Raw genomic sequence first — 15240 nt, 5'->3', positions numbered from 1 at the left:
ACTCCAACGTTCGACCGTGCTCGATGTGCCGCAATGGCACTCGGAGCCCGTCTCGATCTTTATAGAACAAACGTCCGATATCAGCGAGTTTTCGTTACACCCGCCCGAGGAGGACGGCGGATCTCGCCGCCGCCCTCCTCACGGATGGCTACGACCCGAAGCTGGGCAGGCCCGCGAGGCTGCCCGTGCCGGTGGTGCCGCCGGGTGCCGTTTCGGTCGAGGTGATCTCGACGACGCGCACATCCGACGACGAACCCTTCAGGCCTGCCGCACCGGAGTAGACCGCGGTGATCCGGTGGGCACCGGACGTGGTGAACGCGTGGTCGAGCGTGGCGACGCCGTCGACCAGTTCGACGGCCTCCCCGATCGGCGTGTCACCGTCGAAGAACTGGACGGTCCCGTCGACGGGGCCCGACGACACCACCGAGGCCCACAACCGGACGGTGCTGCCACTGGCCGCGCCGGCCGGAACTGTCAATGCCGTCGCGGTGTCGGCATCGGTCGGCGCCGGTGCCGTCACGTTCACCATTCGGGTGACGGCCGTCGACCCGTCGAGCGATGAAACTCCGGAGAACACCGCGGAGATCGCATGTGCACCAACGCCACTGAACGTGCGTGGCAGCCTCACCACACCATCGGTCACCGCGATCGGGGCGCCCAGATCGGCCCCGCCGTCGCGGAACTGGACCGTGCCACCGTCGACGGCGACACCGGCCGACGTCCGGACCGTCGCCCAGAGATCAGTGACGACGCCCGACTTGGCCTCGCCGGGCACACTGAGCAACGTCACCGTTCCACGGGGCGACACGACGGGATCGGTCACCGAGACGGACTGCGGCGGCGACGTCGACGGCTCGAATCCCGCTGCGCCCGAGTACGTCGCGGTGATGCGGTGACTGCCGACGGACGTGAAGGCGTGGTCGAGCGTCGCAGCGCCGTCGACGACGGCGATAGGGCCGCCGATGGCGGTGGCGCCGTCCTTGAACTGCACGGTTCCGCCGGTCGGCTTCGGGCTGACCGACGCCGACAGCGTCGCCGCGGCACCGGTCTGAGCGGCCGACGGCGCGGTGACCGTCGTCGTGGTCTTCAGATCCGGATCGGTGACCGAAACCAGCTGCGGCTCAGAGGCGGACGAAACGAAACCGACGCCGGTGAAGGCCGCCGTGATCGGATGCGTGCCCGCCGAGGCGAATGTGCGAGACACCTGAGCTGTGCCGGCGGTGACCGGAACCGGTGCACCGATGTTCGTGTCGCCGTCCTTGAACTGCACCGTGCCGGAGGCGATCCCGGGCTCGACCTTGGCGGTGAGGTTCACGGCGGTGCCGGTGAGGGCGCTCGGTGGCACCGTCACGGTCGTGGTGGTCGGGACGTCGGCCTCGGCGACGGACACCGACTGCACGCCCGACTCGGATCCGTTCGCGAACGGCGTGCCGGCGAACTTGGCCTGCACCGACCGCACTCCGGCCGTCGACGGCGACCACGCGAAGGTGGCCACACCCGACGCGTTCAGCTGACCCGAACCGACCTTGGCCGGGCCGTCGTAGAAGTCGGCCGGGTTGCCCTCCGCGCCACCGGTCACGGTTGCACTCAAGGTCACCGACTTCCCGACCTGCGCACCCGGCACCGCGGCCAGCGCCGTGGTGGTGGTGTTCTTCGCGACTGTGATCGACGGACCCTTGTTGTTGTACTCCCCCGAACCCAGCGATCCGCTGTAATGCATCGCCGACGTCAACGCCACCCCACGCGCACAGTCCGCACCGACGCGATACGAGAACTCGAACGTGTGCGGCTTACCGTTGATCAACGCGCCCACGGGCCATTCCACGGACGACCCCTGGACCCGTGCGAAGTCGGCGCCCTGGCTCTCCAACCCACGCACCGAACCGTTCACCTTCGCCGACCCGTCGACATACGTCAGGCACGTCGGATGAAGATCCTTGACGGCATAGATGTACTCGCCGGGAATCGCCGTCCGTTCGAACTTCGTCGAAACGGTGATGACGTCGCCCTCGTTCGGCGTCGTGTTGCTCACCGTCCGCGTGAACTTGGTGCTGCCGTCGTTCCAGGTCACCGAGTCCGACGCGGCACCGGCCGTACCCGCGCCGAGAACGACGGTGAGCCCCGCCGACAGCGCGGCCACACCCGCGGCGGCCACCAGCCTCCGCTTGGTCCTACTCGACATGCCCATCTCCCGTTCCTCGTGCCACGTCGTCGTTTTCGTCATTCGCTCGCGCATCGTTTCGTTTCCGCTCACGAGCCGAAGGCCGGGATGTCGATGCTGCCGCCGGTAGTAGTTCCGCCGGCCGTGGTGAGCGCCAGAGTTCCGGAAGTCGACGTGGCGGCGATGAATCCCTCCGCGCCGCTGTACTTCGCGGTGATCGAGTGGGCACCGGTCCCGGTGAACGTGTGCGCGAGCGTCGCGCGCCCGTCCACCAGGTCCACGGCCACACCGAGGGGCTTGTCGCCATCGAAGAACTGCACGGTGCCGTGCGGGGTCCGCGGCGCGATCACGCGCGCGGTGAGAGTAACCGGGCTCCCGGCCGTGCCGGACGCCGGAATCCCCAGCTCGACAGCCGTCGCCAGGTCGCTCACGGCTGCCGCAGTGACGTTGATGTCCTGAGTGTCGGTGGTGGAGGTGCCGTAGGCTCCCGCGCCGCTGTAGACGGCCGAGACCGCATGCGTGCCGGCGGTGTCGAATGTGTGCACCAGCTTGGCAGTTCCGCCCACCACCGGCACCGGAGAACCGAGATTCGTCGCGCCGTCACGGAACTGCACCGTGCCGCCGTTCGACACCTCGGTGCCCTCGGGCAGCTCGAAGACCGTGGCCCACAGCTCGATCGGCGCGCCCGTCTTGGCCTCACCGGGAGCGTTGAGCAGCGTCACCGTACCGATGTTCGACGCCGTCACGGCCACGTTCACCGGCGAGGCGCTGGAGCCGAGGGAGCCCACACCACCGCTGTAGACCGCGGTGATCGGATGCGACCCGCCACGCGCGAACGTGTGGGCGAGCGTCGCAACGCCGTCCGACACGAGCACGGGGGAACCGAGATCGGTTGCACCGTCACGGAATTGCACGGTGCCGTCGAGAGGTGCCGGGGACACCGTCGCCGAGATCGTCACCTCTGCGCCGACCTCGGCCGTCGAGGGTGCCGTGACGACGGTGGTGGTCGCGACCGCGTCCGGCATCGGCTCGGACACCGTCACCGTCCGGTTGCCCGACATCGAGGGCGCGAATCCGGTGCCGCCCGAGAAGCTGGCGCTGATGCTGTGCGCAGTCGTGGTGAAGGTGTGCGACAGCGTCGCGATCCCACCGGCCACCTGGACCGGCGCGCCGATGGCGTTGCCGTTGTCCGTGAACTGCACGGTGCCCGACGCGGTGGACGGCGTCACCGCGGCCACGAGATCGACGGCGAGGCCGGTGGTTGCGTTCGGCGGCACCGTGACCGCCGTCGTGGTGGCGACTACGGGCGGCGTGACCGTCACGGTTCGAGCCTCCGAAGTCGACGACGCGAAGCCGGAGGCGCCCGAGAACTCGGCGGTGATGCTGTGCGCACCGAGCGAGCCGAACGCGTACGACAGAGCAGCCGAACCGTTGGCGACGGGTACCGCCGCGCCGATGGCGTTGCCGTTGTCCTTGAACTGCACGGTTCCCGACGCGTCCGCGGGCGAGACCTCGGCAGTCAGCTGGACGGCGGAACCGGTCGCGGCGGTGCTGGGCACGGTCAGCGTCGTCGTGGTGGCCGCGTCGGGCACGGTGACCCGGATTGTCGCGAGCGGACCCGCGCCCGCGTTGAGGCCGCTGGATTCCCCGTTGCGCGGGCTACAGCGCGTCGGCGCCCACTGCACACCCAAGAACGACGCCTTCGCAAGCTGGGTACTGAAGTTCTTGTCGTTGTTGTAGCTGCCCGCGTCACCACTCGTGCGGATCTTCGGCTGGATGACACCGGGCTGCCCGGCGACCATCGTGACGTCGATCGCCGGCATCTGGAACCAGGAGTCGCCGTTGCCATTGGGCGTGCCGTTGATGTTCTTCTTCAGCTTGGGGGCCAGAATGCCGCCCTCGCTGTTAGTGCTGTTGGAGGCGCCGTTTCCGATGACCTCGTTGTTGCCGGAGATCCGAAGAATCGTGCCGTTCGGGTCGACGGTTCCGCTGTCGTTGACCCGGATGACGCTCGGTGCGACGCCCGAGATGTTGACCGCGGAGTTCCCCACGATCGACGCGCTGACGAACGTCGCGTTGGTGGGGATCTCGAAATCGTTCTTGAGGCGCGACAGGTTCGTCGTGGACGCACCCGAATCGGAGTCGGGGAACGACTGCGCGTTCGTCTGCATGCGGAAGGTGAACGTCTCACCCGGCGCGACGCTCGCGGGACTCGTCACCGTCACCGAGGCGGCGGGAGTCTTGGTCACGTTCATCGTCGCCGTGGCCCGGCATGTGGTGGTGAACTCGACCGTCGACGTTGCGGCCGAAGCCGGTTGGACGATCAGTAACGGCCCGGACAGCACCACGGACCCGGCGAACGCGACAGCGCAGCGCCTCCGAAACGAGGAACTCATCAAACTCCCTGAACAAACAGTCGAAGGGCGCCGCGGTTGCTGAGCTCCCGAGCCGGAAGGATAGACCCTCCCACTGGAACGTGTGTCAGTTTCTAAGTCAAACGTTCAGTTAGCCATTTGACGACAACGACCGAACGAACGAACTGGTCGGATGCTGTTCTTTCGCTACACGAAACAAGGAATTATCCGCCGGTGAAGGACGAATGGCCCCCTGCCCGATACCGGGCAGGGGGCCACTCACTCAGGAGCTACGGAGTCAGGAACCGAACCGTAGGCCGCTCAGGCTGCCGAGCGAACCCAACGAACCGTTACCACCGTCACCGCCGCCGGACTGCGCGACGTCCAGCGTCTGCACCGGCGACGTCGAACCCTGCACGCCCGGGCCGCCCGAGTACACCGCGTAGATCTGGTGCGGCCCACTCTGAGTGAAGGTGTGCACCAGTTCGGCGACACCGTTCACCACCGACACCGGCTGACCGATCTCGACACCGCCGTCGAAGAACTGGACCGTGCCCTGCAATGTCGGAGCACCGCCCACCTGGGCAGTCAACGTGAACGCGGTACCCGCCGTTGCCGACTGCCCCGACGCGATCACCACCGTCGACGGCACGTCGGTCGGATTCGGCGCGGACACCTCGACCGGATGCGGCGTCGACGTCGAAGCCGCGAACCCGGCACCCGGAGCGAATACCGCGGTGATCTGATGCGTCCCTACCGTGGTGAACGTGTGCTCGAGCGTTGCCGCACCGTTCGACACCGTCACCGGCGAACCGATCTCGATGCCGCCGTCACGGAACTGCACCGTGCCCGTCGGCACCGCCGTCCCGGACTGCGCCTGCACCGTCGCCGAGAGAACCGTCTCGATGCCCGCCGTGGCCGTGTCCGGGGAACCCACCACGGTCACCGTCTCGACATCGATCGGGGCAGGATCGGAAACCGTGATGCTCTGCGTCGCGGACGTCGAGCCCTCGAATCCGGGCGCGCCCGAGTACACCGCCGAAACCGCGAACGATCCAGCCGAGTTGAACGTGTACGGCATGCTCGCGTGGCCGCTCACATCCACAGTCACCGGAGCGCCCGCATCGGCACCGGCCACCTTGAACTGCACGGTTCCGCCCGTCGGAGCCGGCGACACCGCCGCCGACAGCGTCACCTGCTGACCGGTCTCGCCGGTCGCGGGAACAGTCACCGCCGTGACGGTTTGTGTATCCGGGACAACCGGATTCGTCACCGTGATGCCTTGCGGGGCCGCGGTCGAGTTCGTGAATCCGGCAGCGCCGGTGAACTCGGCAGTCACCGAGTACGAACCAGCAGCACCGAACGTGTACGGCAGCGTTGCCGAACCACCCGACACCGCCTGCGCGGTTCCGACCGGTGCGCCGTCGACCTTGAACTGCACCGAACCCTGGGCATTCGACGGACTAACCGTCGCCGACAGGTTCACCGAAGCGCCCGTCTCCGCAGAGCCCGGAGCGGCAACCGTCAGCGACGTCTGCTGATCAGGATCCGTCACCGTCACCGACTGGGCCGCAGCCGACGAATTCACGAAACCGGGGCCCGCCGCGAAATCGGCAGTGATGCTGTGGGCGCCCGACGTAGTGAAGATATGCGGCAGAGTGGCAGCACCGTTGACGACGGCTACCGGGGATCCGATGTTCGTGCCGTTGTCCTTGAACTGAACCGTGCCTGCAGCATTCGACGGCGACACCGTCGCCGTCAGATCAACCTCGGAGCCGGTCTGAGCCGAACCCGGAACCGTCAACGACAACGACGTCGCCTGATCGGGGTCGGTGACCGTGATGTTCTGCGCCGTGGCAGTCGAGTTCGTGAACCCGGCAGCACCGGTGAACTCCGCCGTCACCGCATAGGTTTCAGCGGCAGTGAACGTGTACGCGTACGTCGCCGTACCACCTGACACCGTCACCGGGCCACCGACAGCAGTGCCGTCCACCGAGAACTGCACCGTGCCTGCAGCATCCGCCGGCGTCACCGTCGCCGTCAGATCAACCTCGGCACCCGTCTCCGCAGAAGCCGGAACACCAACCGTCAGAGACGTGGTCACATCAGGATCGGTCACCGTCACCGACTGCGCCGACGCCGACGAGTTCGCGAACCCGGAACCGGCAATGAAATCGGCCGTGATGCTGTGCGCACCCGCCGCAGCGAACGTATGCGGCAGGGTCGCCGAACCACCCGACACCGACACCGGCGAACCGATATTCGTGCCGTTGTCCTTGAACTGCACCGAACCCTGAGCATCCGACGGAGACACCGTCGCCGTCAGATCAACCGACGAACCGGTCTGAGCCGAACCCGGAACCGCCAACGACAACGACGTCGTCACATCAGGATCTGTGACCGCTACCGACTGCGCCGACGCCGACGAATTCACGAAACCAGAGCCGGCAATGAAATCGGCCGTGATGCTGTGCGAACCAGCCGTCGTGAAGGTGTGCGGAAGGGTAGCCGTGCCACCGGACACCGTCACCGGCGATCCGATGTTCGAACCATTGTCCTTGAACTGCACCGAACCCTGCGCGTTCGACGGAGACACCGTCGCCGACAGATCCACCGAAGCGCCCGTCTCAGCAGAAGCCGGAGCCGCAACCGTCAACGACGTCGCAACATCAGGATCGGTGACGGTGATCGACTGCGCCGCAGCGGTCGAACCCGTGAACCCGGCAGCACCCGTGAACTCAGCGGTCACCGAATACGAACCAGCAGCACCGAACGTATGCGGCAGCGTTGCCGAACCACCCGACACAGGAACCGCCGCACCCACCGGAGACCCATTCACCGAGAACTGCACCGAACCCTGAGCATTCGACGGAGACACCGTCGCCGACAAATCCACCGACGCACCCGTCTCAGCAGAAGCCGGAGCCGCTACCGTCAACGACGTCGCCACATCAGGATCCGCGACCGTCACGGTCTGCGCCGCTGCCGACGAATTCACGAAACCGGAACCGGCCACGAAGTCGGCGGTGATGCTGTGCGCGCCGGTAGCTGTGAAGGTGTGCTGCAGCGACGCCTGGCCACCGGACACCGTCACCGGCGATCCGATGTTCGAACCATTGTCCTTGAACTGCACCGAACCCTGCGCGTTCGACGGCGTCATCGCCACGGACAGGGTCACCGGAGTGCCGGTCACGGCAGTTCCCGGGACCGACAAGGCGGCGCTGGTTGCAACCGGGGCGTTCACCTGCACGTTCTGCGCGGCGGACTGCGACGAGGCCGCGATCGCCGTGCCCGGGAACTTCGCCGACAGACTCCGGGCACCCGCCGTGGTCGGCGTCCACACGTAGGTCACGACGCCCGACGCGTTCGACTGTCCCTCACCGAGCTTCGTTGCGCCGTCGTAGAACTCGATCGTGCTGCCCTGCGCGGCGCCGGTCAGCGTCGCACTCAACGTGACAGACTGTCCGGTCATGATCGGAGTCGGCACCGCGGCCAACGTCGTCGTGGTGGCGTCCTTCGCGACGGTGATCGTCGGGCCCTTGTCGGGGTACGTGCCGCTGCCCAGGCTGCCCCCGTAATGCATCGTCGTCATCAACGGGGTCGCGCGGGCACAGTTCGCGCCCACCAAGTAGGTGAATTCGAAGGTCTGCGACTTAGGACTGATGTTCGGATACACCGGCCAGTTCCCCGTCACCCGGACGTAGTCCGCGGCGATCTCAGGACCGGAAGTATTTCCACTGACATACGTCATACAGGTCGGGTGGAGGTCCTTCACCGCCTGCAACCACTCCACCGTACCGCCGGTGCGCTCGAACTTCGTCGACACCGTGACGGTCTCCCCCACCGACGGCGTGGAGTTGCTTACCGTCCGCGTGAACTTGCTGTTGCCGTCGCTCCAGCCGACCGACGCCGGCGCGGCACCAGCCGCCCCCATGCCGAGGCTCGCCGCGAAGCCCGCAGATAAGGCGAAAACACTTATGCCGCCGATTATTCGGCGTACTCCCCTGCCAACCATGCACTTCCCTCTCGACGACGACTCGACGGCCGCCAACTCAACGGATCAGGTACGACCTGGGACATCGCGCTGAGGGGATCGAGTCCGGGGCGCGTTGCAGGGCCCATGCCACCCCCTGCAACCAACCGCAGCCCGACTCCGCGTCTGAAATGCGGCTCGAACTCTACCGGACAAACGTCCAGATCAGGATCGAACGAGGGATTCGACCAGTGGAACGACTGTGGCCCCCGGACCATCAGGTCCGGGGGCCACAGTCTTCGTCAGTCGAGAGGTGTCAGGACCCGAACCGCAGCCCGCTCAGGCTGCCGAGAGACCCCGTCCCCAACGACCCGAAGCTGCCCGTGCCGTCACCGGACTCGGCGACATCGAGCACCTGCACCTGGGACGTCGAACCCGCCACGCCCGGGCCACCCGAGTAGACCGCGTGAATCTGATGCGGACCGCTCAGGGTGAAGGTGTGCGCGACCTCAGCGAAGCCGCCCACCACCGGCACCGGCTGACCGATCTCGACGCCACCGTCGAAGAACTGCACGGTGCCCGGCAGCGACTGCGCACCGATCACCTGAGCCCTCAACGTGAACGGCGTGCCGGCCGTCGCGGATGTAGTCGACGTCATGACCGCCGACGTCTGGACGTCCACGGGGTTCGGCGCGGACACCTCGACCGGACGCTGCGTCGACGTGGATCCCGCGAAGCCCGAGTCGGGCTGGAACACCGCGGTCATCTGACGCGTCCCCGGGGCGGTGAACGTGTGCTGAAGTGACGCCGAGCCGTTCAGCAGGGCTACCGGCGAACCGATCAGCGAATCGCCGTCACGGAACTCCACCATTCCCGTCGGGACAGCTGTCCCGCTCTGCGCCTGCACCGTCGCCGACAGCGTGGTCTCCACGCCGGTCGTCGCCGAACCCGGAACACCCAGCAACGTCACCGTCAGGATGTCGACCGGAGCGGGGTCGGTCACCGTGATGTTCTGACCCGTGGCAGTCGAGTTCGTGAACCCGGTAGCACCCGTGAACTCGGCCGTAACCGAATATGTATCAGCAGCATTGAACGTGTACAGCAGCGTCGCAACACCACCTGACACCATCTGCGGCGATCCCACCGCGACACCGTCGACCTTGAACTGCACCGAACCCTGAGCGTTCGGCGGTGACACCTGAGCCGACAGGCTCACCTGCTCACCAGTCGTAGCGGTCGCCGGCACCGACACCGTCGTCGTGGTCTCCTGATCCGGATCAGTCACCGTCACCGTCTGGGCCGAAGTGGTAGAGCCCGCGAAACCCGCAGCACCGGTGAACTCCGCCGTCACCGCGTACGTGTCAGCGACATTGAACATGTGCGCCAGAGTCGCCGAACCACCCGACACCGTCACTGCAGCACCAACCGTGCTGCCGTTGACCGAGAACTGCACCGTTCCTTGAGCATTCGACGGAGTAACCGTCGCCGAAAGATCCACCGACGCACCCGTCACCGCAGAACCCGGCACCGTCAACGACAACGACGTCTGCTGATCCGGATCCGAAACCGTGACGTTCTGAGCCGACGAAGTCGAATCCGTGAACCCGGCCGCACCCGTGAACTCAGCGGTCACCGAGTACGAACCCGCAGCACCGAACGTATACGGCAGCGTCGCAGCACCACCCGACACCGTCTGAGGCGAACCCACCGCGACACCGTCGACCTTGAACTGCACCGTGCCCTGAGCATTAGCCGGAGCCACCGTCGCCGACAGGCTCACCTCGGAACCGGTCTGAGCCGTACCCAGCACCGTCAACGACACCGACGTCGTCACATCAGGATCCGTCACCGTCACCGACTGGGCCGCAGCCGACGAATCCACGAAACCGGGGCCGGCCGTGAAATCGGCAGTGATGCTGTGCGAGCCCGCAGAGGTGAACGTATGCGGCAACGTCGCAACACCATTCACCACGACAACCGGAGAACCGATCGGGGCACCATTATCCGAGAACTGCACCGTGCCCTGAGCATCCGAGGGAGACACCGTCGCCGTGAGATCCACCGACGAACCCGTCACCGCAGAAGCGGGAGCGGCAAGCGCCAGCGAGGTAGTTACATCGGGATCGGTGACCGTGACGTTCCGTCCCGGGGCCGTCGAGTTCGTGAACCCGGCAGCACCGGTGAACTCGGCCGTCACCGCGTAGGTGTCAGCCGCGTTGAACGTGTGCGGCAACGTCGCCGAACCACCGGACACCGGAATAGCCGTACCCACCGGAGCGCCGTTCACCGAGAACTGCACCGAGCCCTGAGCATCCGACGGCGACAACGTCGCCGTCAGATCCACCTCGGCACCCGTCTGGGCCGAACCCGGAACCGTCAACGACAACGACGTCGCCACATCAGGGTCGGTGACCGTGACGGACTGCGCGGCCGAAGTCGACCCGAAGAAGCCGGCGCCGGGGACGAACTCCGCGGTGACGCTGTGCGCGCCGGCCGAGTCGAATGGATGAGAAAACGTGGCCACACCGTTCACCGGCGTCACCGGCGAACCGATGTTCACACCGCCGTCCTTGAACTGCACCTGGCCGTTCGCGTTTGCCGGGCTCACGGTCGCGGTGAGGTTGACCGACTGCCCCGTCATCGCCGAAGCCGGCACCTGCAGCGCGGTGGTCGTGGCAAACTCCTCCACCCTGACCTGCACATTGAATGGGTTGGCTCCCTTCGGGTTTCCGGAGAACGCCCACACGTCCAGCAGCACGCCGCTGTCATACGTACCGAACGCGAAAGTGTCCGGTACCCGGTAGCTGGTCTCGAGCGTGACGTTCTGCCCGCTCTTGACGATGAACCCGTTGCCGAAGGCGTTGCAGCCACTGCCGCTGCACTTTGCGGTGACGCCGCCGTCCGACTCGTTGGTGAAGGTGGCCTTGTTCGTGGCACCCAGGTACGTCACCTTGGGGCTGCCCGACACCAGCGTGAACCCCGCGGGCGGCACGTCCCGGAACTTCGGAATGTAGCGCTCCACACCGCTGTCCACCCAGATGGTGCTCTTGTACGTGACCGTGTCGCCTCGATGGAGGACGTTGCTACCGATCACTTCCTTCTTGAACTTGACGTTGTCGGACGAGCCCTGGTTGCTGGCCGGAGGTGGATCGGCCGCAAAGGCCAGGCCACTTCCCGCGACCAAGAGTCCGACCGCCGCTACACCCGCTACGACCGGTGTAGCGAGCCGCCGCAAGGATGACAAACCCACTGAATCCTCCCTCAGGTATGCGCTTCCCCGACCCAGCGGTGTAAAAAGAATGCCGACGCTAGCTGGACTGCAGCGTCACCGTTTGCTGATCGTTGCAGAGTCGTTTCTCGGCAACCGCCAAGAGCGATTTCCATTCGCCAACAATCATTTTCGGATCTGACGATCTCAGGCGCGGCCCCATCTCCGCATGGAGGCGAGACCGCGCCTGGATCAGGAACTACTTACGAGCCGAACTTCAAGCCACCAAGAAGGCCGCCGAAGAGTCCACTCAGACTGCCCAAGCTTCCGCTCGGGTTGCCCCCGGAGACCTGGACGGTCTGCGAACCCGAGGTCGAGTTCGCGATGCCCTGGCCGCCGTTGAACTCCGCGTGGATGCTGTGCGCACCCGACGTGGTGAAGGTGTGGTTCAGAACCGCCGTGCCGTTGACCACGGTCACCGCGTCACCGATCGGGTTGGCCCCGTCGAAGAACTGGACCGTACCGGTGACCGGCACGTCACCCGCACCGGTGACCTGCGCCGACAACTGCACCGAGGTTCCGGCCGTCGCGTTCGCCGGCACCGTCACGACCGTGGCCGTCTCGACGTCGGCCACTGTCGGCACCGTGACCACGACCTGCTTCGCCCCGGCGTTGGAACCGGCAAACCCGGTCGCGCCGCTGAACGTCGCGGTGATGGTGTGCGTGCCCGCCGCGGTGAAGGTGTGCGCCAATGCGGCAACACCGTCAACCACCAGAGCTGTTCCGATCGACGTTGCGCCGTCGAAGAACTCGACAGTGCCGCCGCTCGGGACGACCTCCGCAGTCGCGGCGTTGTACACGGTTGCGTACAGATCCTCCGACTCACCGGTCTTGGCGTTGCCCGGGACGTTCAGCATCGTCGTGGTGTCCGCCTCCACCGGAGTGGGATCCGAAACCGCGATCGTCTGCGCAGACGCAGCCGAGTCCGTGAATCCGACCGCACCGGTGAACGCTGCAGTCACATTGAACGAGCCCGCGGCAGCAAAGGTGTGCGTGTACGTTGCCGCACCGCCCGACACCGTGACCGGAGCACCGACCGGGCTGCCGTTCACCGAGAACTGCACCGTGCCTGCGGCATTCGCCGGAGTGACCGCAGCAGACAGATCCACCGCAGCACCCGTCTCAGCCGTGGCCGGAACCGTCAGCCCCAGACTCGTCTCCACATCCGACGGAGCCGGATCCGAAACCGCGACGTTCTGAGCCGACGCCGTCGAACCCGCGAACCCGGTGGTTCCCGAGTACACCGCGGTCACTGCATACGAACCCTCCGCATTGAACGTGTACGGCATGCTCGCGTGACCGGTGCCATCGACATTCACCGGAGTACCGACATCACTGCCGGCGACCTTGAACTGCACCGTGCCACCGGTCGGAACCGGGGCAACCGCAGCAGACAATGTCACCGAGGAGCCCGTCTCAGCCGTGCCCGGAGCCGTCACGGTGGTAGTGGTCTCCGTGTCCGGAACCACCGGATCGGTCACCGTCACGGTCTGTGCACCCGCGGTCGAGCCCGCGAATCCCGCTCCACCGGTGAAGGTGGCCGTGATGCTGTGCGAACCGGCCGAGGTGAACTGATGCGACAGCGTCGCAACACCGTTCGAGACCGTCACCGGCTGACCGATGTCGGTGCCGTTGTCCTGGAACTGCACCGAACCGACCGCATTCTGCGGAGTGACGTTCGCCGTCAGGTCCACCGCTGCGCCGGTCTCCGCGTCCTGCGGGACCGTGAGCTCAGTCGTCGTCGTGGTGACCGGATCCGTCACAGTGACGTTTTGCGTCTGCGCCGCAGTGGAGGCAGCGAATCCGGCGTCACCGGTGAATGCTGCGCCGACCGCGTACGAGCCGGCAGTGGCGAACGTGTGCGGCAGCGTCGCAACACCGTTGGACACCGTCACCGGCGAACCGATGTTGCTGCCGTTGGCCGTGAACTGCACCGTGCCGGAAGCATTCTGCGGGGCGACGTTCGCGGTGAGCGTCACCTCGGCCCCGGTCGCGGCGTTGGCCGGAGCCGACACCGTCGTCGTGGTCTCGACATCCGGAACCACCGGATCGGCGACGGTCACGTTCTGGGCTCCCGCGGTCGAACCCGTGAAGCCGGGTGCGCCCGTGAAGTCGGCCGTGATCGCGTGTGCGCCGGCCACGGTGAACGAGTGCGACAACGTCGCCGCGCCGGACGCCACCGTCACCGGGGAACCGATGTTGTTGCCGTTGTCCTTGAACTGCACGGTGCCCGCGGCATTCGCCGGGGTCACGGTGGCGGTCAGGTCGACGGCCGTGCCGGTCTCCGCGTTCTGCGGAACCGTCAATCCCAGTGTCGTCGCGACATCGACCGGGGTCGGGTCGGACACTGTCACGGTCGAAGCCACCGACGTCGAACCGGTGAAGCTACCGGTACCGGTGAACACCGCCGTCACCGAGTGCGAACCGGCAGACGTGAACGTGTGATCCAGGCTGGCCGAGCCGCCCGACACCGCCACCGGGGAGCCGATGTCGGTGCCGTTGTCCTGGAACTGCACCGAGCCCGTCGCGTTGTTGGGCGCGACGTTGGCAGTCAGCGTGACCGGGGTGCCGGTCTCCGCCGCGGCCGGCGCAGCGAGGGTAGTGGCGGTCGACACCTGAGCAGCAACGACATTGATCGTGGCCAGCGGGCCGGCGCCGGCGTTGAGCCCTGCGCCCTTGTCGTCGCGCGGCGTGCACCGCGTGGGCGCCCACTGGTTCCCGAAGAAGCTCGCCAGCGGCAGGAAGGTGTAGTAGCTCTCATTGGCGTTGTAGTTCGCGGCGCTGCCTGCTGTGCGCACCGTCGGCGTGATCACACCGGCTGACCCAGCCACCATGGTCACGTCGACAGCGGGCAGTCGGAACCAGCTGTCACCGCCGGTCCCGTTGCCGTTGAGGTCCTTCTTCAGCTTGGGTGCCCGAATGCCACCTTCGCTGTTGGTACTGGTGCTCGGCCCATTCGAGATGGTCTGATTGTTGCCGGACAGTCGCAGGATGTTTCCTGCGGCGTCAGGGTTTCCGGAATCGTTGACCCTCAGGACGCCGGGGGCCACACCATCGAGATTGATGGCCGTGCCGGGCACGACCGAGGCGCTGACGAACGTGGCGTTCGCCGGAATCTGATAGTCGACCTTCAGCCGCGACACGTTCGTCGTGGTCGCGCCCGAGTCCGAGTTGGGGTACGAAGCGCCAACCGGCTGTATCCGGTAGGTGAATGTCTCACCCGGTGCCACCGTGGCAGGAGCGTCCACAGTCATCCCGGTGTCCGCAACCTTGTGCACGGTGATTGTGGCCGATGCCTGACATGCGTTCTTGAAGTTCGTCGTGTTGACGACCGCATTCGCCGGGCTCCCGATCAGGAGCGTCCCGGCGACGAGCGCTGTGCCTGTGAGTGGCACGACACAGCGCCTCACTATCGAATTTTGCATACTCGCTTCCTTTGCAGAAGTTGCGGATGGGGGGAGGGGAAATCCGCAGAGGTCCGCAC

The 15240-nt window shown here is 66.4% G+C and carries 5 protein-coding genes; all 5 read right to left on the bottom strand.

All coding sequences use genetic code 11. The annotated features are described in order from the left end of the window. Window positions 1-148 precede the first annotated feature (148 nt). Window positions 149-2224 carry an Ig-like domain-containing protein gene (locus tag HUN07_RS01230; protein WP_174907462.1) on the bottom strand — a complete coding sequence of 692 codons (2076 nt, stop codon included), beginning with the start codon at window positions 2222-2224 and terminating at the stop codon, window positions 149-151. 26 nt (window positions 2225-2250) lie between these two features. After that, window positions 2251-4557 carry an Ig-like domain-containing protein gene (locus tag HUN07_RS01225; RefSeq protein WP_174907460.1) on the bottom strand — a complete coding sequence of 769 codons (2307 nt, stop codon included), beginning with the start codon at window positions 4555-4557 and terminating at the stop codon, window positions 2251-2253. Window positions 4558-4813: 256 nt separating this feature from the next. Then, the gene (locus HUN07_RS01220) at window positions 4814-8530 is read right to left on the bottom strand and encodes a beta strand repeat-containing protein (protein ID WP_174907458.1); all 3717 of its coding nucleotides are present in this window, start codon (window positions 8528-8530) and stop codon (window positions 4814-4816) included. A 274-nt stretch (window positions 8531-8804) separates the two neighbouring features. After that, entirely contained in the window at window positions 8805-11738 is a 2934-nt protein-coding gene (locus tag HUN07_RS01215) for an Ig-like domain-containing protein (protein ID WP_254622726.1), read from the bottom strand. 221 nt (window positions 11739-11959) lie between these two features. Further along, complete coding sequence (locus HUN07_RS01210) at window positions 11960-15151, bottom strand: beta strand repeat-containing protein (protein ID WP_254622725.1); 3192 nt, start codon at window positions 15149-15151, stop codon at window positions 11960-11962. Between the last annotated feature and the right edge of the window lie 89 nt (window positions 15152-15240).

The organism is Rhodococcus sp. W8901, from assembly GCF_013348805.1.
In the GTDB taxonomy this organism is placed as follows: domain Bacteria; phylum Actinomycetota; class Actinomycetes; order Mycobacteriales; family Mycobacteriaceae; genus Prescottella.
This window is presented reverse-complemented; position numbering and strand designations above follow the sequence as displayed.